This is a genomic window from Streptomyces ardesiacus, from assembly GCF_003112575.1.
GTDB lineage: Bacteria > Actinomycetota > Actinomycetes > Streptomycetales > Streptomycetaceae > Streptomyces > Streptomyces ardesiacus.
Map to the genome: position 1 here is coordinate 608,361 of NZ_BEWC01000007.1, position 19,375 is coordinate 627,735.

The 19,375-nt window shown below is 71.4% G+C and carries 18 protein-coding genes and 2 tRNA genes; 11 read left to right on the plus strand and 9 right to left on the minus strand.

Features of this window, described 5'->3' with window-relative positions; translation table 11 throughout:
* Positions 1-23 precede the first annotated feature (23 nt).
* Both Sdi02f_RS24755 and Sdi02f_RS24760 read left to right on the plus strand, forming a co-directional pair.
* On the plus strand, positions 24-995 hold the full coding sequence (locus Sdi02f_RS24755) for a D-2-hydroxyacid dehydrogenase (RefSeq protein WP_030400109.1): 972 nt from the start codon (positions 24-26) through the stop codon (positions 993-995).
* A gap of 36 nt (positions 996-1,031) precedes the next feature.
* Positions 1,032-2,426: an amidase gene (locus Sdi02f_RS24760; protein ID WP_031084196.1), complete on the plus strand. Its 1,395-nt coding sequence runs from the start codon at positions 1,032-1,034 to the stop codon at positions 2,424-2,426.
* Between the two features lie 60 nt (positions 2,427-2,486).
* Here Sdi02f_RS24760 and Sdi02f_RS24765 read toward each other — a convergent pair whose 3' ends face one another.
* The gene (locus Sdi02f_RS24765; RefSeq protein ID WP_031184510.1) at positions 2,487-2,984 is read right to left on the minus strand and encodes a DUF3830 family protein; all 498 of its coding nucleotides are present in this window, start codon (positions 2,982-2,984) and stop codon (positions 2,487-2,489) included.
* A 107-nt stretch (positions 2,985-3,091) separates the two neighbouring features.
* On the opposite strand from Sdi02f_RS24765, the gene ehuB reads away from it, so the two are divergent.
* The 6 genes from ehuB to Sdi02f_RS24795 all read left to right on the plus strand — a co-directional run bounded on the left by ehuB (position 3,092) and on the right by Sdi02f_RS24795 (position 7,243).
* Positions 3,092-4,021: an ectoine/hydroxyectoine ABC transporter substrate-binding protein EhuB gene (gene ehuB / locus Sdi02f_RS24770; RefSeq protein WP_107049499.1), complete on the plus strand. Its 930-nt coding sequence runs from the start codon at positions 3,092-3,094 to the stop codon at positions 4,019-4,021.
* A complete protein-coding gene (ehuC, locus tag Sdi02f_RS24775; RefSeq protein ID WP_030400113.1) occupies positions 4,018-4,719 on the plus strand; it encodes an ectoine/hydroxyectoine ABC transporter permease subunit EhuC in 702 nt (233 codons plus the stop codon). Before ehuB ends, ehuC begins: the two co-directional genes overlap by 4 nt.
* On the plus strand, positions 4,716-5,366 hold the full coding sequence (gene ehuD, locus Sdi02f_RS24780; RefSeq protein ID WP_055467629.1) for an ectoine/hydroxyectoine ABC transporter permease subunit EhuD: 651 nt from the start codon (positions 4,716-4,718) through the stop codon (positions 5,364-5,366). Before ehuC ends, ehuD begins: the two co-directional genes overlap by 4 nt.
* The gene (ehuA, locus tag Sdi02f_RS24785) at positions 5,356-6,141 is read left to right on the plus strand and encodes an ectoine/hydroxyectoine ABC transporter ATP-binding protein EhuA (protein ID WP_030400115.1); all 786 of its coding nucleotides are present in this window, start codon (positions 5,356-5,358) and stop codon (positions 6,139-6,141) included. The genes ehuD and ehuA overlap by 11 nt, the downstream gene beginning before the upstream one ends.
* Before the next feature lie 181 nt (positions 6,142-6,322).
* On the plus strand, positions 6,323-7,081 hold the full coding sequence (locus tag Sdi02f_RS24790) for an IclR family transcriptional regulator (RefSeq protein ID WP_030400116.1): 759 nt from the start codon (positions 6,323-6,325) through the stop codon (positions 7,079-7,081).
* 88 nt (positions 7,082-7,169) lie between these two features.
* Positions 7,170-7,243: transfer RNA gene (locus Sdi02f_RS24795), tRNA-Lys, on the plus strand.
* A 54-nt stretch (positions 7,244-7,297) separates the two neighbouring features.
* On the opposite strand, the gene Sdi02f_RS24800 is transcribed toward Sdi02f_RS24795, so the two are convergent.
* The 3 genes from Sdi02f_RS24800 to Sdi02f_RS24810 all read right to left on the minus strand — a co-directional run bounded on the left by Sdi02f_RS24800 (position 7,298) and on the right by Sdi02f_RS24810 (position 10,339).
* A complete protein-coding gene (locus Sdi02f_RS24800; RefSeq protein ID WP_030400117.1) occupies positions 7,298-7,903 on the minus strand; it encodes a lytic polysaccharide monooxygenase auxiliary activity family 9 protein in 606 nt (201 codons plus the stop codon).
* A gap of 123 nt (positions 7,904-8,026) precedes the next feature.
* Positions 8,027-9,220, minus strand: a complete 1,194-nt coding sequence (locus tag Sdi02f_RS24805; protein ID WP_030400118.1) for an SPFH domain-containing protein — start codon at positions 9,218-9,220, stop codon at positions 8,027-8,029.
* A gap of 60 nt (positions 9,221-9,280) precedes the next feature.
* The gene (locus Sdi02f_RS24810; protein WP_108934035.1) at positions 9,281-10,339 is read right to left on the minus strand and encodes a peptidoglycan-binding protein; all 1,059 of its coding nucleotides are present in this window, start codon (positions 10,337-10,339) and stop codon (positions 9,281-9,283) included.
* 199 nt (positions 10,340-10,538) lie between these two features.
* On the opposite strand from Sdi02f_RS24810, the gene Sdi02f_RS24815 reads away from it, so the two are divergent.
* The 3 genes from Sdi02f_RS24815 to glxA all read left to right on the plus strand — a co-directional run bounded on the left by Sdi02f_RS24815 (position 10,539) and on the right by glxA (position 14,866).
* Positions 10,539-10,612 (plus strand) — tRNA-Lys (locus Sdi02f_RS24815).
* Positions 10,613-10,904: 292 nt separating this feature from the next.
* On the plus strand, positions 10,905-12,932 hold the full coding sequence (locus tag Sdi02f_RS24820; RefSeq protein ID WP_030400120.1) for a glycosyltransferase family 2 protein: 2,028 nt from the start codon (positions 10,905-10,907) through the stop codon (positions 12,930-12,932).
* Positions 12,929-14,866 carry a radical copper oxidase GlxA gene (gene glxA / locus Sdi02f_RS24825; RefSeq protein WP_055467627.1) on the plus strand — a complete coding sequence of 646 codons (1,938 nt, stop codon included), beginning with the start codon at positions 12,929-12,931 and terminating at the stop codon, positions 14,864-14,866. The genes Sdi02f_RS24820 and glxA overlap by 4 nt, the downstream gene beginning before the upstream one ends.
* A 72-nt stretch (positions 14,867-14,938) precedes the next feature.
* On the opposite strand, the gene Sdi02f_RS24830 is transcribed toward glxA, so the two are convergent.
* The 5 genes from Sdi02f_RS24830 to Sdi02f_RS24850 form a co-directional block, all read right to left on the minus strand.
* On the minus strand, positions 14,939-15,964 hold the full coding sequence (locus Sdi02f_RS24830) for a glycoside hydrolase family 6 protein (RefSeq protein WP_030400122.1): 1,026 nt from the start codon (positions 15,962-15,964) through the stop codon (positions 14,939-14,941).
* 91 nt (positions 15,965-16,055) lie between these two features.
* Positions 16,056-16,742, minus strand: a complete 687-nt coding sequence (locus tag Sdi02f_RS24835) for a class F sortase (protein ID WP_031084211.1) — start codon at positions 16,740-16,742, stop codon at positions 16,056-16,058.
* A gap of 2 nt (positions 16,743-16,744) precedes the next feature.
* Positions 16,745-17,299, minus strand: a complete 555-nt coding sequence (locus Sdi02f_RS24840; RefSeq protein ID WP_030400124.1) for a hypothetical protein — start codon at positions 17,297-17,299, stop codon at positions 16,745-16,747.
* Positions 17,300-17,402: 103 nt separating this feature from the next.
* Complete coding sequence (locus Sdi02f_RS24845) at positions 17,403-18,182, minus strand: HAD-IIA family hydrolase (protein WP_030400125.1); 780 nt, start codon at positions 18,180-18,182, stop codon at positions 17,403-17,405.
* A 106-nt stretch (positions 18,183-18,288) separates the two neighbouring features.
* A complete protein-coding gene (locus Sdi02f_RS24850) occupies positions 18,289-19,350 on the minus strand; it encodes a 2-aminoethylphosphonate ABC transporter substrate-binding protein (protein ID WP_055467624.1) in 1,062 nt (353 codons plus the stop codon).
* Between the last annotated feature and the right edge of the window lie 25 nt (positions 19,351-19,375).

A 19,375-nucleotide genomic window follows, 5' to 3' on the forward strand; every position in this document is an offset into this window, starting at 1 on the left:
CCCGACCGGAGACAGGCCCACCGATGACCACGTCCGCGCCCCCGCCCGCGTCCGTGCCCACCCTCCTCGTCCTGGACGCCGAGCCGCCGCCCCGGCTGGGCCGGCTGACCGGCCGGGCGCGGATCGAGCACGCCGACGCGGCGACGCTGGCCGAGCGGCTGCCGTCCGCCGACGTCCTGCTGGTGTGGGACTTCACCTCGCACGCCGTGCGCGAGGCGTGGCCCGGCGCCGGTCCGCGTCCCGGCTGGGTGCACACGGCGAGCGCCGGGGTGGACCACCTGATGTGCCCGGAGCTGGCCGATTCGGACACGGTGGTGACCAACGCGCGCGGCGTCTTCGACCAGCCGATCGCCGAGTACGTCGCCGCGCTCGTGCTGGCGATGGCCAAGGACCTGCCGGCCACGCTGCGGCTGCAGGGCGAGCGGACCTGGCGCCACCGCGAGTCGACGCGGGTGTCGGGGACCCGCGCCTGCGTGGTGGGTTCGGGGCCGATCGGGCGGGCGGTCGCGAGCACGCTGGAGGCGCTCGGCGTCACCACCGCGCTGGTCGGCCGCACCGCGCGCCCCGGTGTGCACGGGACCGAGGAACTGGACCGCCTGCTCGCCGGGGCCGACTGGGTGGTGGCGGCGGCTCCGCTCACCGACGCCACGCGCGGCATGTTCGACGCCCGGCGGTTCGCTCTGATGCGTCCCTCCGCACGGTTCGTGAACGTGGGGCGGGGCCCGCTGGTCGTCGAGGACGACCTGGTCGAGGCGCTGACCGCGCACCGGATCGCGGGCGCCGCCCTGGACGTGCTGAACCACGAGCCGCTCGCGCCGGACAGCCGGCTGTGGGAGGTGCCGGGGCTGATCGTCTCGCCGCACATGAGCGGGGACACGGTCGGCTGGCGGGACGAACTGGGCGCCCAGTTCGTGGAGTTGTTCGAGAGCTGGGCGGCGGGCCGGCCGCTGGCCAACGTGGTCGACAAGAAGCGCGGATACGTACCCGGACACTGACGTCGCCGACGTCCCGGACCAGCGGGAAGGTGCTGCATGACCGACCTCACCGAGCTGACCGCCGTACAGCTCGTCGACGGCTACCGCAAGGGTGCTTTCAGCCCCGAGGAGGCGGTCCGGGCGGTTCTGGAACGGGCCGAGCGGATCCAGCCGGAGGTGAACGCCTTCGTCCGGCTGACCGGCGAGGAGGCACTGGAGCAGGCCCGGCGGGCCGGGGAGCGGTGGCGCCGCGGGGAGCCGTGCGGGCGCCTCGACGGGGTGCCGGTCACGGTGAAGGACATCCTGCTGACGCGCGGTCAGCCGACCCTGCGCGGCTCGCGGGCCGTCTCGCCGGACGGCCCCTGGACCGAGGACGCCCCGTCCGTCGCCCGGCTGCGCGAGCACGGGGCGGTGTTCGTCGGCAAGACCACGACGCCGGAGTACGGCTGGAAGGGCGTGACGGACTCGCCGCTGTCCGGCGTGACCCGCAACCCGCACGACCCGTCGCGTACGGCGGGCGGTTCCAGCGGGGGCGCGGCGGCGGCCGTGTCGCTCGGGGCGGGTCCGCTGGCGCTGGGCACGGACGGCGGCGGCAGCGTGCGCATCCCGGCGTCCTTCTGCGGCGTCTTCGGCCTGAAGCCCACCTACGGACGGGTGCCGCTGTACCCGGCGAGCGCGTTCGGCACCCTCGCGCACGTCGGTCCGCTGGCGCGGGACGCGGCGGACGCGGCGCTGATGCTGGACGTCGTCGGCGCCCCGGACGCCCGGGACTGGTCGGCGCTGGGCCCGGCGCCGGGGTCGTACACCGAGGCCCTGTCCGGCGGGGTGCGGGGGCTGCGGGTGGCGTACTCGCCCTCGCTGGGCGGGCAGGTGGCGGTGCGTCCGGAGGTGGCGGGGGCGGTCCGGCGGGCGGTGGAGCGGCTGGCGGAGCTGGGCGCGTACGTGACGGAGACCGACCCCGACTTCGCGGACCCGGTGGACGCCTTCCACACCCTGTGGTTCAGCGGGGCGGCGCGGGTGGTGCAGCATCTGCGGGCGGGGCAGCGGGAGCTGCTGGACCCGGGGCTGCGGGAGATCGCCGGGGCCGGGGCGCGGTACTCGGCGCTGGACTACCTGGCGGCGGTGGACGTCCGCATGGAGCTGGGGCGGCGGATGGGTCTCTTCCACCAGTCGTACGACCTGCTGGTGACGCCCACCGTGCCGATCACGGCGTTCGAGGCGGGGGCGGAGGTGCCGAAGGGGTCCGGGCACCGGCGGTGGACGGGGTGGACGCCGTTCACGTATCCGTTCAATCTGACCCAGCAGCCGGCGTGCAGTGTGCCCGCGGGGGTGGACGGGGACGGGCTGCCTGTCGGGGTGCAGATCGTTGCCGCGCGGCACCGGGACGATCTGGTCTTGCGGGCGGCGCACGCGCTGTACGAGGCGGGAGCGGGTACGTCGGCCCGGTGGTGACCGGCGTGGGCGCGGGCGCAGGGGGTGGGCGTCGACCGGGGGAGGCACGACTGCCCGCGGCTAGGGCCGGCGGCGGAAGCTCAGGGTCTCCCCCGCCGCTCCCGTGCGCCACAGGTCGTTGCAGGCCTCCGCCATCGCGTCCAGGCCCTCGGTGACGCGGCCCCAGACGGTGCCGGGGACCCAGCCGACGTCGCCGTTGAGGAGGAGGTTGTTGCGCTCGTAGAAGAGGGCGAGGTCGACGAGGGTGGTGCCGGGGCGGACCTCTCGGTCGTAGCCGTACGCCTTCGTGCCCAACTCGGCTCCCGCGAAGGCGAAATAGCACAGGTCGCCGGGAATGGGGGTGACCGTCGGATTCTCCAGCGGGGGTTCGGTTGTCGCGAAGGGCGGGAAAAGGGCGTAGATCTCGTTGCGGGCGTATTTGGCGTGATACACCTCGCCGCCGAGGGGGAGCGCGTCCCAGACGGCCGCGCAGGTGAGCGGGGCCCGGTCGTCGAGCAGTTGGGCCGTGCAGGTGATTCCGCGCTTGACCAGCGAGACTTCGATGCAGCGATCAGCCATGCCCTCCATGGCAGTGCCCCGCGCCCCTCGGGTCAAGGGCGCCGGGCCGATGTATCGGACTGAAAAAGATCGGCATAACCTGCCCGCCTTCGGGTAGCTGCGCGCCCATGGCTCCACCACACAGAACCCCTCCATGGGGTATATCCGACCAAACGACCAGGACTTCCGGCCCCACCCGCCGAACGCTGCTCGCGGGGGTCGCGGCGCTCGGCGCGCTGGGGGCGGCCGGCTGCTCGCGGGTGGCCAGCGCTTCCGACGTGGAGGGGGGTGACCTGCTCAGCCGGCTCAGGGCACAGGGAGTCGCCCGGCTCGGCATCGCGGGCGAGATCCCCTTCGGGTACATCGACAAGAACGGCGAGCTGACCGGCGAGGCGCCGGAGCTGGCGAAGGTCGTCTTCAAGCGGCTCGGAGTGGACCGGGTGCAGCCGGTGCCGACGGAGTTCGGCTCCCTCATCCCGGGGCTGGCCTCGCAGCAGTTCGACGTCGTGGCGGCCGGGATGTACATCAACGCCGACCGCTGCCGGCAGGTCATCTTCTCCGACCCCGACTACCAGATGCTCGACGCGTACATCGTGCGCAAGGGCAATCCGCTCGGGCTGCACTCCTACGAGGACGTCGTCAAGAAGAAGGCCCGGTTCGCGACCGGCACCGGCTACGCCGAGATCGCCTACGCGGTGGAGCACGGGTACAAGGAGGACGACATCCTGATCGTCCCCGACCAGGTGGCCGGACTCAACGCCGTCGAGTCCGGGCGCGTGGACGTCTTCGCCGGTACGGCCCTGACCGTCCGCGAGGTGGTGAAGAAGTCCACCAAGGCGGAGGCCACCGAGGCGTTCGCGCCGATCGTCGACGGCAAACCCCACGTCGACGGCGGCGGCTTCGCCTTCCGTCCGGACGAGACCAACCTGCGGGACGCCTTCAACGTCGAGTTGCAGAAGCTCAAGAAGAGCGGCGAACTGCTGCGCATCCTCAAGCCCTTCGGTTTCACGCAGAACGAGATGACCGATCTGACCGCGAAGGAGCTCTGCGGCGGATGACCTCGGGACTGTGGGAACTCGTACTCCAGGGCGTCTGGGTCACCGTCCAGTTGCTCTTCTTCAGCGCCCTGCTCGCGGCGGGCGTCTCCTTCGTGGTCGGCATCGCGCGCAGCCACCGGCTGTGGATCGTCCGCTTCCTCGCGGGCTTCTACACCGAGGTGTTCCGCGGCACCTCCGCGCTGGTGATGATCTTCTGGGTCTTCTTCGTGCTGCCCCCGGCCTTCGGCTGGCAGTTGGTGCCGATGTGGGCGGGCACGCTGGCGCTCGGCCTGACCTACGGGGCGTACGGCTCCGAGATCGTGCGCGGCGCGCTCGGCGCGGTCGACCCGGCGCAGAAGGAGGGCGGCATCGCCCTCAGCTTCACGCCCTGGCAGCGGATGCGGCTGATCCTGCTGCCGCAGGCGGTGCCGGAGATGATCCCGCCCTTCTCCAACCTGCTGATCGAGCTGCTCAAGGGCACCGCCCTGGTGTCGATCATGGGCATGGGCGACCTGGCCTTCAGCGCGAACCTGGTGCGCCTGGCGCTGCAGGAGAGCGCGGAGATCTACACGTACGTCCTGCTGATCTACTTCGTGATCGCGTTCCTGCTCACGCGGGTGATGCGCGGCCTGGAGAAGAAGCTGAAGGCGGGCGTCGGCAAGGCGCCGCAGAAGAAGACGGCGGCCGTGCGGGTGCCTGAGGGAAGTGGTGTGTCGTGACGTGGGACTGGAGCGCGGTCTCCGACTTCATGCCGCACTTCTGGGACGGTCTGCTGGTCACCGTGCAGATCCTGGTGCTCGGTTCGCTGGTCTCCTTCGGCGTCGGCCTGGTGTGGGCGCTGCTGATGCGGGTGCCGAGCCGCTGGGTGACCTGGCCGGTCGGTGTGATCACCGAGTTCATCCGGAACACCCCGCTGCTGGTGCAGCTCTTCTTCCTCTTCTACGTGCTGCCCGAGTGGAACATCACCTTCTCGGCGCTCACCACCGGTGTGGTCGCCATCGGGCTGCACTACTCGACGTACACGATGCAGGTCTACCGGGCCGGCATCGAGGGGGTGCCGGTCGGCCAGTGGGAGGCCGCGACGGCGCTGAACCTGCCGCTGCGGCGGACCTGGACGGCGGTCATCCTGCCGCAGGCGATCCGCCGGGTGGCTCCCGCCCTCGGCAACTACGTGATCTCCATGCTGAAGGACACGCCGCTGCTGATGGCGATCACGGTGCTGGAGATGCTCGGCGAGGCGCGGCTGTTCTCGCAGCAGAACTTCCAGTTCACCGAGCCCCTGACGGTGATCGGCGTGGCCTTCATCGTCATCTCCTACCTGGCCTCCCTTGCCCTGCGAGCCCTGGAGCGACGCCTTGCCCACTGACACTCTTCCCAACCCCGAGAAAAGCCCCGAGCGCAGCTCCGGCGAGCTGATACGCCTGGAGCAGGTCACCAAGCGGTTCGGGGACAACACCGTCCTCGACCACCTGGACTTCTCCGTCGACGCCGGCAAGCACGTCACCCTGATCGGCCCGTCCGGGTCGGGCAAGACGACGATCCTGCGGCTGCTGATGACGCTCCTCAAGCCCGACGAGGGCACGATCACCGTGGACGGGCAGAAGCTCTTCCCGGCGACCGAGAAGGAGCGGCGCGAGGCCCGCAAGCAGATCGGGATGGTGTTCCAGCAGTTCAACCTGTTCCCGAACATGAGCGTGCTGCGCAACATCACCGAGGCGCCGGTCACGGTGCTCGGGCTGTCCAAGGACGAGGCCGTGGAGCGCGCCGAGGGGCTGCTCGACATGGTGGGTCTGGCCGACAAGTGCGACGCCCGCCCGGCCCAGCTCTCCGGCGGCCAGCAGCAGCGGGTGGCGATCGCCCGGGCGCTGGCGATGCGCCCGAAGGTGCTGCTGCTGGACGAGGTGACCTCGGCGCTCGACCCGGAGCTGGTCGCGGGCGTCCTGGACCTGCTGCGGGACATCGCGCGCACCACGGACATCACCATGCTCTGCGTGACCCACGAGATGAACTTCGCCCGGGACATCTCGGACCAGGTCCTGATGTTCGACTCTGGCCGGGTCATCGAGGCCGGGGCGCCGGAGAAGATCTTCAGCGAGCCGGAGCACGACCGCACGCGGGAGTTTCTCAGCGCGGTCCTGTAATTGCAGGGCGTCACCGCCCCAACGTCCGAGGTCGGGACGTTGGGGCTGGCACCCGGCATATGCCAGCGGGCCAGCGCCGCAGATGGGAGCCCCGGAATCCGCTCAACACCCCCTCACGAGAGGCCTCTTGGCGGCTATCGTGAACGCAGGGATGCACCAGCGAGCGCAGGGGGATACCACCGTGGCGCTGCAGCACAGGCCGACCGCGCCGCACCACTCGGCCCAGGACGCCCTGCGCGTCCTGGAGACGGTGGCGCGGCACACCTCCGGTGTCACCGACACCGAGATCGCCCGCCGCAGCGGCCTCGACCGCGAGCGGCTGACACCGCTCCTGCGCATGCTGCGCCGTGAGGGCTACGTCGAGCAGACCGCCGACGGCACGTACGTCACCGGGGAGGCCCTGGCCCGCCTCGGCTCGGCCCACGGCCGGGAGGAGGCCCTGCGCGACAAGCTCCAGCGCACCCTGGACCGGCTGCGCGACTCGGTGGGCGCCGCCGTCTACATCAGCCGGTACGTCGACGGCGAGGTCAGCGTCACCCAGTACGCCGACAGCCCGGCCACGCCCAAGGTGAACGAGTGGGTGGACTTCCGCGACTCGGCCCACGCGACCGCGGTGGGCAAGAGCCTGCTGACCCAACTGGACCACGCCGCACGCCGCGACCACCTCGCCCGGCACAAGATGGCCCGCCTGACCTCCCGCACGATCACCAGCGACAAGCTGCTGCTGTCCCGCCTGGAGTCCCAGCCGGCCACCGTGCCGGTCCTCGACCTCCAGGAGTACGCGGTGGGCACCGTCTGCGCGGCCGTGCCGATCACCGCCGGGGCCGCCGTGGGCTGCCTGGCCCTGTCGCTCCCGGTCGCCCACGCGCACCGGCTGCGCCGGGCGGCGGACGAGCTGAACCGCGGCGCGGCGCCGGTGCTGCTGTCCATGGCCATCTAGGGCGGGGCGGGACTGGTCGAGAGCACTGCCCGGGACCGGGTAGTATTTTCTTCGTCGCCGGCCGCGGGAAGCGGACGGCGGGAGTCATGCGCCGCTAGCTCAGTTGGTTAGAGCAGCTGACTCTTAATCAGCGGGTCCGGGGTTCGAGTCCCTGGCGGCGCACCGAAGGAAGGGCCCCCTCGCCTCGCGAGGGGGCCCTTCCCCTGTCCGGCCGGCTCAGAAGGTGACGTCCGAGCACGCGTAGAAGGCGTTGGCCGTGTCGGCGACCGTCCACACCGCGACGATCACGTGGTGCCCGCTCAGCCCGGACGGCAGCGTGCCGCTGTGGGAGAGCGTGGCCGGGGGCTGCTTGCCGCCGTAGGGCACCGTGAAGAACGGCGTGAGGTTGAGGTCGGACCGGGCCAGGTTGTGGTCCTGGTTCCAGCCCGGCTTGGTGACGTAGTACTTGAAGTCGGTCGTGGCGTGCCGGGCCGTGAACTGCCAGCGGAAGGTGTAGCTCTGCCCGCCGTTCACCTTGGTGGTGGGCCACGCCTGGCCGTTGGGCTGCTTGGGGCTGTCGAGCGGGGCGAACCCGGTGTTGCCCGCGGAACAGATCCTTCCGTCGGCCGGACCGGAGGCCGGGAAGCCCTTGGGGCCCTCGACGCTCTGCGGCTCCCACTGGATGGCGCCGCACCCGCTGACCGTGCCGTTCTGGCAGACCTTCTGCCGGCTGACGGGCAGGTCGGTGTAGCCGTGACCGCTGGCACCGCCGGACGAGAGGACGAGCGCGCCGGTGGTCGCCATGCCCAGTGCGGCCGCGTACAACTTGGTCCTTGTGCGCATACTGCTGCTCCCTGTGACGTGGGGAAGTTCAGTGAGCCGTGCAGGTCTAGACCAAGTTCAGATTATGGCCGGTAGTTGAACATGTCCATACCAAAGGCGGAACGGGCCTGTCCGCGCCCCCGTTCAGGCCCCCGTGTCCCCCCGGCCCGCGCAGAACGCCACCGTCAGGTCCTTCACCAGCACCTTGCGCTCGTAGTCGTCCAGTTCGACCAGGCCGCGCATGGTCAGCCGGGTCACCGTGTCCTCCACCGAGTCCACGACCGAGGTGAGCACGCTCGCCCGCTGCGCCGCGTCCAGCGCGGCGATCCTGCGCCGGTGCATCGCGGCGGCGACCTCGGGGGCGTACTCCACCCGGACCGGGCGCACCGAGAACACCTCCAGGCCGACCGGCGCCGCGTCCGCCGCCACCAGCCGGGTCAGCGTGTCCCCGGCCACGTCCGCCGCACTGCGGACCGTGCCGAGCGGCTCCACCGGCACCCGGGCCAGCGCCGCCTCGACGCACTCGCGCAGATACGTCTCGTGGTCCTCCACGCCCAGCGTCGCCTTCGCGGTGTCCCGCACCCGCCACACCACCAGGGTCACCGCCCGCAGTGCGACCCCGTTGCCGTCAGCCGCGGGCATCGGCTTGCTGCGCCAGTGCCGCAGCCGCACGTCCACCCGGCGGCGCAGCAGCAGCGGGTTGACCCACATCAGGCCGGTGCGGCGCACCGTCCCCCGGTAGCGGCCGAACAGCCCGAGCACCCAGGCCCGTCCGGTCCGGCCCCGGGCCAGCCCGCCGAACCCGAACATCCCGAGCGCCCCGGCGGCGGCGTACGCCGCCCACTGCGCGGGCCCGAGCCCGACGCCCGCGTGCACGGGCAGCCCCAGCGCCTGGGCCGTGAGCGGCGGGACGAGACCGGCCCACCAGGAGGTGGCCACGCACCCGGCCACCCCCGACAGCCCCGCGGCCACCCCGGCCGCGCCGGGCAGCACCCGCGCCGGACGCTCCGTCAGCTCCGGGTCGACGGACGGCACCGGGCGCGGGCGGGCACCCACCCGGCGCCGGGCCGGGGGCCGCTCGCCGGGCCGCTCCCCCGGGCCCTGCCGCCGGGCCACGACCGCGGGCCGCAGCGGCACCGGCGCCGGGGCGGGGTCGTCACGGAACAGCAGGTGGACGGGGATCTCGGTGGTGGCCTCGTTGTGAATGAGCCGGGCCGGCCGGGAGCCCGTCGAGGACTCGGCCGGGGGCTCGGGCACGGAGCCGGACGAGGACGGTGCCGGAGTTCCGGCCGGCGGTGGGGTCGAGGGTGGGGTCGATGACGTCGTGTTCGTACTCATGCCTGCTCCAGCCTCCGCGCCAGACGCGTCATGAACGGGTGATCACCTGCGGGCCGTCGGTCACGAGAAGAGCCGCCGCCAGGTCTCCGGCCCCGGGTGGCCGTCCGCCGCCCCGCCGCGCCAGCCCTGGGCACGCTGGAAGGCCTGGACGCCCCGCCGGTCCGCCTCGCCCCAGCGCGGCCCCGGGCCCCTCGTGTAGGACGCGCCGAAACCCTTCTTCACCAGCTGCCTGCCGAGCCGGGTGACGTACGCGTTGTCGGCACCCGGCCGGAACATGCCCCGGCCGGGGTACCCCGCCACCCCGTGCGAGGCGGGGCCCGCGGCGGCCGGCGGCGCAGTGGCCGTGCCCGCCTTGCCCGCCTGGCCCTGCGTGACCCCCTTGTAGCGGTACGGCAGGTACTTGCCGGAGTTGGTCCAGTAGGCGTACGGGGTCTCGCGCGTGCGGGTGTGCGGCGGGGTCTGCTCGTACGCCGTGTAGGCGGTGCGCGTACCGTCCGTCCAGCCGCCGAAGATCACCACGTGGGAGCCGTTCTCCGGGTCGGCGGCGTTGTGGAACAGCAGGATGTCGCCGGGCTGCAGCTCGTCCTTGGTGATGCGGTCGGCGACGGTGGCGAGGCTTCCGGTCCATTCGTTGGCGGGCAGTTTCCACGCCATCGACACGAAGCCCGAGCAGTCCTGGCGGTAACCGTCGGACCAGTACGCGGTCATGCTGTACGGGACCTTCGCGGCCACCCAGGTCCTGGCCCGGTCGACGATCTCCGTACGGGTGATGCCGGCCAGTTCCGCACCGGCCGGCGGCGCCGCGGGCCGGCCGGTCGCACCGTGCAGCGGCGCCCGGGGCCCCTGGGGGGTGCCGGGCTCGTCCCCGGCGGGAGCACCCGGCCGATGGGGGGCGTGGGCGGCCGCCGGGAGCGCCGCCGCCGGTCCCGCGCCGAGGGCGGACACGGCGGTCGCGGAGGCGGCGGCGGTGGCGGTGGCCACGACCAGGGTGCGGTACGCCGCCGGGTGGGCGGGCGCGCGGCCCGCCGGCGCATGCGGCAGAACGCGCCGCCAGTGACGGCAGCCGGGGCACTCGCAGTCGCCCGCGGGGTCGATTTCCTCGAATACGGGAGTCTCCATGCGATTCCTCTCACACTCCCGTCGGACGGGTCCGCGGCGGCGCGCTTCGGTACATGCCGGTCAGTTTTCCAACGGTCCGCACGGCGCGCATGTTGACGGTCCGAATGATGTACCCGGCCGGAGCGGCCGGGAGCCGCGGGCCGACGGGCGGTGGTCCGGAGCACCGGTCGGCATCGGGTAGAGTTGTGCAGGTCAGCAGGCGCCGCTAGCTCAGTTGGTTAGAGCAGCTGACTCTTAATCAGCGGGTCCGGGGTTCGAGTCCCTGGCGGCGCACCGACACACTCGAAGGCCTCTCGTAGCACACGGGGGGCCTTCGGTGCATTCCGTACCAGGACGTCTTGCGATCATGACGAACGCCGTAGAACCCTGGTCCGGCCGGGGCCGGGTGCCGAGGGGGATGCCGAGGGGGGCATCATGCAACCGGGGGTCGCCATTCCATGTCTATATGGTGTGCATGCCGTGGTGACCATGACCCACCACTGACACGTCCGTGAAGGTCGAGGGGGACCGGAACAGGCGAAGGAAGCGACGAAACACGCATGACCCGCGTGTGGGGGGATGACTCATGACGTCGACGCCGACGGGCGCCGGGGCGGACCACGACCCGTCCCAGACCACCCAGCTCCGGGTGCCCGGGCACCGGAACTGGAACACCGGTTCGTTCCGCCGGATAAAGAAGACGCTGCCGAAGTACGACTACGAGCACTACAGCCGCCTCGCGGGCCCCCTCACCCAGCCCGACCCGAACAAGCCGTACCGGGTGCAGTACCGCTCGCTGATCTCGCAGGAGCCGCACCGCATCCGGGTCGCCCTGATGCTGGCCGCCGCGCCGCTGCTGTCGGTGGTGCTGCTGGTCTGGCTGCTCCAGCCGCAGCACTGGACGGAGCGCGACTACCCCGCCTTCTCCTGGCTGCCCGCGCTCGACGTCGTGATGCTCGTCGCGATCGGCCTGATCGAGCTGTTCCGCTGCCTGAACGTGCTGTCGAACGCGCACGCCACCCTGGTCGCCCGCGACCCGGTGCCGGTGGTGCCCGAGACCGGCACCAAGGTCGCCTTCCTCACCTCCTTCGTGCCCGGCAAGGAGCCGCTGGAGATGGTGACGAAGACCCTGGAGGCGGCCGTGAAGATCCGCCACCGCGGTCTGATGCACGTCTGGCTCCTCGACGAGGGCGACGACCCCGAGGTCAAGGAGGTGTGCGCGCGCCTGGGCGTGCACCACTTCTCCCGCAAGGGCGTCTCGAAGTGGAACCGCAAGAAGGGCCCGCACCGCGCCAAGACCAAGCACGGCAACTACAACGCCTGGCTGGAGGCGCACGGCGACGACTACGACTTCTTCGCCTCCGTCGACACCGACCACGTGCCGCTGCCCAACTACCTGGAGCGGATGCTCGGCTTCTTCCGCGACCCGGACGTCGGCTTCGTCATCGGCCCGCAGGTCTACGGCAACTACGACAACCCGATCACCAAGGCCGCCGAGTCGCAGCAGTTCCTCTTCCACGCGCTGATCCAGCGCGCCGGAAACCGCTACGGCGGGCCGATGTTCGTGGGCACCTCCAACGCGGTGCGCATCAAGGCGCTCAAGCAGATCGGCGGCCTGTACGACTCGATCACCGAGGACATGGCGACCGGCTTCGAGATGCACCGCCACAAGAACCCGGCCACGGGCCGCAAGTGGCGCTCGGTGTACACCCCGGACGTGCTCGCGGTGGGCGAGGGCCCCAACGCCTGGACCGACTTCTTCACCCAGCAGATGCGCTGGTCGCGGGGGACGTACGAGACGATCCTCAAGCAGTACTGGAAGGGCTGGTTCTCGCTGCCGCCGAGCAAGCTCTTCAACTACACGATGATGATCATCTTCTATCCGATGTCGGCCCTGAACTGGATCCTGGCGGCGCTGAGCTGCTGCCTGTTCCTGGGCCTGGGCGCGTCCGGCGTCAACATCGACCCGGCGGTCTGGCTGATGCTCTACGGCAACGCCTCCGCGCTCCAGATCGGCCTGTACGTCTGGAACCGCCGCCACAACGTCTCCCCGCACGAGCCCGAGGGCTCCGGCGGCGTGGCCGGCATGATCATGTCCGCGCTGTCGGCACCGCTGTACGCCAAGGCGCTCATCGACTCCGTGCTCCGCCGCAAGAGCAAGTTCGTGGTGACCCCGAAGGGCGACTCGGCCAGCCCCGACACCCTGTTCGGGACCTTCCGGTACCACTGGTACTTCATCGTGGTCTTCGCCGGTTCGATCGCCGCCGGCCTCGCGCTCGGCCACTCGCACCCCGCGATGATCGTCTGGGCGACGTTCGCGCTGCTGATCACCGCGTCGCCGATGTTCGCCTGGCGCCACGAGCTGAGGAAGGCGAAGAAGCAACCGCCGGCCGTGGCGGCGGAGCCCGCGCCGCGGGCTGCGCCGCAGCAGCCCGCGCCCGGACCGGCCCACGCGCCGTACGGGCAGCAGCAGGCGCCGTACGGACAGCAGCCGCGTGGACGTCACGCGGCGCACGCGCCGCAGCACCAGCCCGACTGGGCCGCCTCCGCCGACGGGGGCGACGACCAGACCATGCAGATCGCCCTTGGTGGACTTGGGGGACGTAAGGAATGAAAGACCGTGCCGGCCGCCGCCGCGCCCGTCGCTTCGCGATAGGTACGGCGGTGGTAGTAGCGCTGGCCGGAATGAACGGGCCGTGGCTCTACCGCTTCGGAACCGAGAAATACCACCAGTACAAGATCAACAAGCCGGAGTACAAGGCCGCCAACGGCAAGTGGGAGATCGTCGAGTTTCCCGAGAAGTACCGGCAGAACACCATCCACGCGGCGCTGCTGCGCACCGGCAAGGTGCTGCTCGTCGCCGGATCGGGCAACAACCAGGACAACTTCGACGCCAAGAAGTACGACACCCGGATCTGGGACCCGGTCAACGGCACCATCAAGAAGGTGCCGACACCGAGCGACCTGTTCTGCACCGGCCACACCCAGCTCGCCAACGGCAACCTGCTGATCGCGGGCGGCACCAAGCGGTACGAGAAGCTCAAGGGCGACGTCACCAAGGCCGGCGGCCTGATGATCGTCCACAACGAGAACCCGGACAAGCCGATCACGCTGCCGGCGGGCACCCGGTTCACCGGCAAGGAGAACGGCAAGACCTTCGTCTCCAAGGACCCGGTGCTGGTGCCCCGCGCCGAGAAGGTCTTCGACAAGGAGACCGGCGCGTTCGTGCGCAACGACCCGGGCCTCGGCCGGATCTACGTCGAGGCGCAGAAGAGCGGCAGCGAGTACGAGACCGGCACCGAGGACAACTACCGCGTCCAGGGCCTGTCCGGCGCCGACGCCCGCAACACGTACGGCATCGCGCAGAAGCTCGCCCTCGACAAGAAGGACTTCCAGGGCATCCGGGACGCCTTCGAGTTCGACCCGGTCGCCGAGAAGTACATCAAGGTCGACCCGATGCACGAGGCCCGCTGGTACCCGACGCTCACCACCCTGGGCGACGGCAAGATCCTCAGCGTCTCCGGCCTCGACGACATCGGCCAGCTCGTCCCGGGCAAGAACGAGGTCTACGACCCGGAGACGAAGGAGTGGACCTACACCGACAAGGTCCGCCAGTTCCCGACGTACCCGGCGCTGTTCCTGATGCAGGACGGCGAGATCTTCTACTCGGGCGCGAACGCCGGCTACGGCCCCGACGACGTGGGCCGCGACCCGGGCATCTGGGACGTGGAGACCAACAAGTTCACCAAGATCCCCGGCATGAGCGACGCGAACATGCTGGAGACGGCGAACACGGTGCTGCTGCCGCCCGCGCAGGACGAGAAGTACATGGTGATCGGCGGCGGCGGGGTCGGCGAGTCCAAGCTCTCCAGCGAGAAGACCCGCATCGTCGACCTCAAGGCGGACGACCCGAAGTTCGTGGACGGGCCGTCGCTGGAGAAGGGCACGCGCTATCCGCAGGCCTCGATCCTGCCCGACGACAGCGTGCTGGTCTCCGGTGGCTCGGAGGACTACCGGGGCCGCAGCGACTCCAACATCCTCCAGGCGCGGCTGTACCACCCGGACACCAACGCGTTCGAACGGGTCGCCGATCCGCTGGTGGGCCGCAACTACCACTCCGGTTCGATCCTGCTGCCCGACGGACGCCTGATGTTCTTCGGCTCGGACTCGCTCTACGGGGACAAGGCCAACACCAAGCCGGGCAAGTTCGAGCAGCGGATCGAGATCTACACGCCGCCGTACCTGTACCGGGACTCGCGGCCGGACCTGTCCGGCGGTCCGCAGACCATCGCGCGCGGTGAGTCGGGCACGTTCACCTCGCGTGCGGCGTCCACGGTCAAGAAGGTGCGGCTGATCCGGCCGAGCGCGTCGACCCACGTCACGGACGTGGATCAGCGGTCCGTCGCGCTGGACTTCAAGGCCGAGGGGGACCAGCTGACGGTGACGGTGCCGGAGGGCAAGAACCTGGTGCAGTCGGGGTGGTACATGATGTTCGTGACGGACGGGGAGGGCACGCCGAGCAAGGCGGAGTGGGTGCGCGTGCCGTAGCGCTCCCGCGGGTGGCGTCCTCGGGTGCGGGGAACCGGGTGGTCGTTCCGGGTCCCCGCACCCCCGGGGCGTCTACCCCTGCGTCAGCTTCAAGGCGTACTCCGGCCACCACTCCCCCGCCTTCGGGCCGCCCTTGCACTCGCCGTCGGACTCTCCCGGGCGCTTGATCCACAGGTAGGCGTCGACCAGGGGGTCGGCGGTCTTCGTCGTCGGGGTCTCGCCGAGGGCTCGGCCCGGAGGGTTGCACCAGCGCTCGTCCGGGGCGCCCTCGGTGTAGGGGCCGTTGCCGTTGCGGCTGGTGTCGATGACGAAGTGCTTGCCGCCCACCTTGGCGGAGAGCTGCTTGCCGTAGGCGAGGGAGTCCTCGGTGCTGTAGAAGTTCGAGACGTTGACCGCGAAGCCGTCGGCCTGGTCGACGCCGGCCCACTTCAGGGGCTCGAAGATCTGGTCGGGGTGGCCCCAGCCGGCGTTGCCCGCGTCCAGGTACACCTTGGTGTTCTTCAGGGCGGAGAGCTTGGCGACCGCGCCCTTGAGGAGGTCGTAGCGCTCCTCGTGGAACTCCTGCGGGGTGCAGCCGTCCACGAGGTGGAGCACCGCGTCCGGTTCCAGGACGACGGTGGCGGCCCGGTCGCCGATGCCCCGGGCGACGGCGTCGACGAAGGAGCGGTAGGAGTCGCCGTCCGCGGCGCCGCCCCCCGAGTACTGGCCGCAGTCGCGGTGCGGGATGTTGTAGAGGACGAGCAGCGCGGTGCGGCCGGCCTCGTCGGCGGCCTCGGTGAAGCCGCGGGCCTGCTCCTCGGGGTTCTCCGGGCTGATCCACTCGGCGGCCGGCTGCTGGGCGATCCTGCGGATGCGTTCGGCCTCGTCCTTCTTGCCGTCCTCGGTGAGGGAGGCCACCTGCCGGGCCGCGGTGCCGTCGGGGTTGACCCAGAACGGGTCGGTCTCCTTGGGCTGTTGCGTGATCCCGGCGCCCGCCCCCTTGCCGTCGTCGTCGCCGGACGAGGAGCAGCCCGCCAGCAGCAGGGCCGCCGCCGCGAGTGCCGCCGCCGGCACGGCCCGCCTCCTGGACATGGTTCCGGCCGGCCTGCTGCCGTACATCCAACCCCCCTGGGTGCACTGTTCCGAGGCTCAATCCTGACATACGCCGTCCGTGCCCCGGCGGTTCCCCGGCGGGCGGACGGGGAGTGTGCTACGGGCCGGTTCCGGTCAGGTACGCCGAGACGACGACGTTGGCCGTGTAGCGGTCGGTGGTGCGGTCGAAGGTGCCGCCGCAGGTGATGAGGCGGAGTTCGGCGCGGCCCGTGTCGCGGGGTCCGTAGGCCTGCTGGGCGTCGAAGCCGTCGCGGGTGAGGACCTGGATGTCGTCGACGGTGAACTCGGCGGTCCGGCCGTCGTCGCGGAGCACGCGGATCGTCTGGCCGGGTTCCAGGCTGCTGAGCCGGTAGAAGACGGCCGGCTGGGTCTCGGTGTCGACGTGGCCGACCATCAGGGCGGTCCCGGCGGCTCCGGGGGCGACACCGGACTCGTACCAGCCGACGGCGCCGGGCCGGTCGAAGGGCGGCGGTTCGATCGCGCCCTTGGTGTCGAGGCCGCGGGCGAGGACGGGGGCCGCGATGCCGAGTCCGGGGATCTCCAGCCGCTGCGGCCGGGCCTCGCCCAGGGGGGTGTGGGCCGCCGGCAGGGGGACGTCGGGGGGACGGCCGGCCGCCGCCATGTCGCCGGTGGCCGGCCGGGAGACGCCCTCGCGCACGTCGGTGGCCTCGCGTCCCCACAGCCACAGCCCGAGGAGCAGCACCATCCAGGCGATGCCGGTCACCAGGCGGCCGCCGGGGGCGGCGGTGCGGGCCTCGGTGTCCCGCGCGTCCGGTTCGGACATGGTCAGTCCGTCCCGCGGCTCCGGCTGCGGACGCTGCGCAGCGCGACGGCGACGGCGGCGATGCCCGCCAGCACCAGGCCGGTCAGGGTGTGTGCCGTGCCGGGGGCGTCGACGCGCGCCGCGGCCCCGGTGTCCGAGGCGGCCAGCCCGGAGGTGCCGCCGCCGCCCGCGTCGACGGGGGCGACGGGTGAGGCGTGGGCGGCCGGGCGGCCCTCGTCGCGGACGGTGATGGTGCCCCTGCGCGCCTGGTCGCCGCACGTGACCTGCACGACGTACGCGCCCGCGCGCACGCTGGTGCGGACCCGGCCTGCGCCGACGAGGACGCCGTCCCGCTCGGTCAGGGCGAGCCGTACGTCCGACTCGAAGGCCCCGGACACGGCGACGGCCGTCTTCTCGGTGCAGCCGGGCACGCGGAGCGTGACGTCGGTGCCGGGGGCCGGTGCGGACGGGGACACGGAGACGCCGCCGCCGTCCGCCGCGTAGGTGTAGGCCGCCGGTGCGCACAGCGCGGTGGCCAGCGCCGCCCCGGCGCAGAGTGTGACTTTCAGTGAGCCCATCGTGTACCTCCAGTTACCTGGAGGCTGCCTCGCGGACCCCCGCACCGCATCCGGTGCGGGGGTGTCGCTGCTCCGATCGGGTCATGCGGGCACCGCCCGGGTTTCAGACCCGTTCGACCAGGTCCGCGATGGAGTCGACCACCTGGGAGGGGCGGTACGGGAAGTCCTCGACCTGCTCGGGCCGGGTGAGGCCGGTGAGGACGAGGAAGGTCTGCATCCCGGCCTCCATGCCCGCCAGCACGTCGGTGTCCATGCGGTCGCCGATCATCGCGCTGGTCTCGGAGTGCGCGCCGATCGCGTTGAGCCCGGTGCGCATCATCAGGGGGTTGGGCTTGCCGGCGAAGTACGGCTGCTTGCCGGTCGCCTTGGTGATCAGCGCGGCCACGGCGCCGGTCGCCGGGAGCGGTCCCTCGGCGGAGGGGCCGGTCTCGTCGGGGTTGGTGCAGATGAAGCGGGCGCCGGCGTTGATGAGCCGCACCGCCTTCGTCATGGCCTCGAAGGAGTAGGTGCGGGTCTCGCCGAGGACCACGTAGTCGGGGTCGTGGTCGGTGAGGATGTAGCCGATGTCGTGCAGGGCCGTGGTCAGGCCGGCCTCGCCGATGACGTAGGCCGAGCCGCCGGGCCGCTGGTCGTCCAGGAACTTGGCGGTGGCCAGGGCCGAGGTCCAGATGGAGTCGATCGGCACGTCGAGGCCCATGCGGCGCAGCCGGGCGTGCAGGTCCCGCGGCGTGTAGATCGAGTTGTTGGTGAGGACCAGGAAGGGCTTGCCGGATTCGCGGAGCCTCTTGACGAAGGCGTCGGCGCCGGGGATCGGCACGCCTTCGTGGATGAGGACCCCGTCCATGTCGGTGAGCCACGACTCGATGGGCTTGCGGTCTGCCATGTGCTCGGTCTCCTGCCTGGGCGGTCCTGCGTCGCCCCAGCCTAAACAGTGCCGGATCCCCGGGGAACGGGCGTCTCGGTCCGCGGTCCCGCCGGCCCGCGCCGCGTCAGCCGCCGGTGGCCTCCTTCCAGGCGTCGATGTAGGAGGTGAGGTTCTCCTCGATGTCGTCCCAGTCGGGCTCGAAGACCTCCACGCCGTCCATCAGCTTGGCGAGGGCGACGGCGTTCGCGTCGGTGGCCTTGACGTCCTGGCGGGCCGCGAAGCCGCCGCCGATCTCGCTGACCTGCTGCTGTGCCGTGCGGCTCAGCAGGTGGTCGAGGAGCTTCCTGCCGTTGTCGGAGTGCGGGGCGCCGGTGACGAGGCCGGCCGCGTAGGGCAGGGCGAAGGTGGTGGGCCGGCCGCCCTCGCGGGCCGGGAACCAGATGCCGAGGTGGGGCATGGTCTTGGACTGGGCGTGGTTCATCTGGACGTCCCCGTTGGCGACGAGCAGTTCGCCCTTGTCGACCTTGGGGGCGAGCTTGCCGGTGGAGGCGGACGGGCCGACGTTGTTCTTCTGGAGCCGGCCGAGGTACTCCATGGCCTGCTTCTGGCCGCCGAAGTCGTGCATCGCCTTGATGAGGACGGCGGTGCCGTCGCCCGCGACGCCGGGGGTGGAGTACTGGAGCTTGTTCTCGTACTTCCCGTCGAGCAGGTCCTCCCAGGTGGCGGGGGCCTGCTTCAGCTCCTTGGTGTTGTGGACGAAGCCGAAGTAGTTGTTGACGACGGCGGTCCAGGTGCCGTTCGCGGCCTTGCCGGCTCCGCCGACGTGGTCGGCGCCCTGCGGGGCGTACTTCTGGAGCAGGCCCTTGGTGTCGGCCTGCTGGATGAAGGGGGGGAGGGTGACGAGGACGTCGGCCTGCGGGTTGCGCTTCTCGCGGGCGGTGCGCTGCACCATCTCGCCCGAGCCGCCCTCGACGTACTCGACCTTGATGCCGGTCTCCTTCTCGAAGTCGGCGAAGACCCGGTCGTACCAGCCGTCGCCGTTCTCGCCCTTGAGGCCGTCGGCGCTGTACACGGTGACGACGTTCTCGTCGGAGGCGGCGGAGGTGCCGGAGCAGGCGGTCAGGGGGACGGAGACGACGGTGAGGGCGGCGAGGGCGGCGAGCGGCTTGCGGGGGGTCCTGGGCATGGCGGGGCGAACTCCTTGCGGGGTC

Excerpts from the sequence above, each read along its gene's own strand:
- Sdi02f_RS24845 (WP_030400125.1), bottom strand. The coding sequence starts at position 18,182 with ATGGCAGACCGCAAGCCCATCGAGTCGTGGCTCACCGACATGGACGGG.
- Sdi02f_RS24765 (WP_031184510.1), bottom strand. The coding sequence starts at position 2,984 with ATGGCTGATCGCTGCATCGAAGTCTCGCTGGTCAAGCGCGGAATCACC.
- ehuB (WP_107049499.1), top strand. The coding sequence starts at position 3,092 with ATGGCTCCACCACACAGAACCCCTCCATGGGGTATATCCGACCAAACG.
- Sdi02f_RS24820 (WP_030400120.1), top strand. The coding sequence starts at position 10,905 with ATGACGTCGACGCCGACGGGCGCCGGGGCGGACCACGACCCGTCCCAG.
- Sdi02f_RS24835 (WP_031084211.1), bottom strand. The coding sequence starts at position 16,742 with ATGTCCGAACCGGACGCGCGGGACACCGAGGCCCGCACCGCCGCCCCC.
- Sdi02f_RS24830 (WP_030400122.1), bottom strand. The coding sequence starts at position 15,964 with ATGTACGGCAGCAGGCCGGCCGGAACCATGTCCAGGAGGCGGGCCGTG.
- Sdi02f_RS24810 (WP_108934035.1), bottom strand. The coding sequence starts at position 10,339 with ATGGAGACTCCCGTATTCGAGGAAATCGACCCCGCGGGCGACTGCGAG.
- Sdi02f_RS24800 (WP_030400117.1), bottom strand. The coding sequence starts at position 7,903 with ATGCGCACAAGGACCAAGTTGTACGCGGCCGCACTGGGCATGGCGACC.
- Sdi02f_RS24805 (WP_030400118.1), bottom strand. The coding sequence starts at position 9,220 with ATGAGTACGAACACGACGTCATCGACCCCACCCTCGACCCCACCGCCG.
- ehuC (WP_030400113.1), top strand. The coding sequence starts at position 4,018 with ATGACCTCGGGACTGTGGGAACTCGTACTCCAGGGCGTCTGGGTCACC.
- Sdi02f_RS24840 (WP_030400124.1), bottom strand. The coding sequence starts at position 17,299 with ATGGGCTCACTGAAAGTCACACTCTGCGCCGGGGCGGCGCTGGCCACC.
- glxA (WP_055467627.1), top strand. The coding sequence starts at position 12,929 with ATGAAAGACCGTGCCGGCCGCCGCCGCGCCCGTCGCTTCGCGATAGGT.
- Sdi02f_RS24760 (WP_031084196.1), top strand. The coding sequence starts at position 1,032 with ATGACCGACCTCACCGAGCTGACCGCCGTACAGCTCGTCGACGGCTAC.
- Sdi02f_RS24755 (WP_030400109.1), top strand. The coding sequence starts at position 24 with ATGACCACGTCCGCGCCCCCGCCCGCGTCCGTGCCCACCCTCCTCGTC.
- Sdi02f_RS24850 (WP_055467624.1), bottom strand. The coding sequence starts at position 19,350 with ATGCCCAGGACCCCCCGCAAGCCGCTCGCCGCCCTCGCCGCCCTCACC.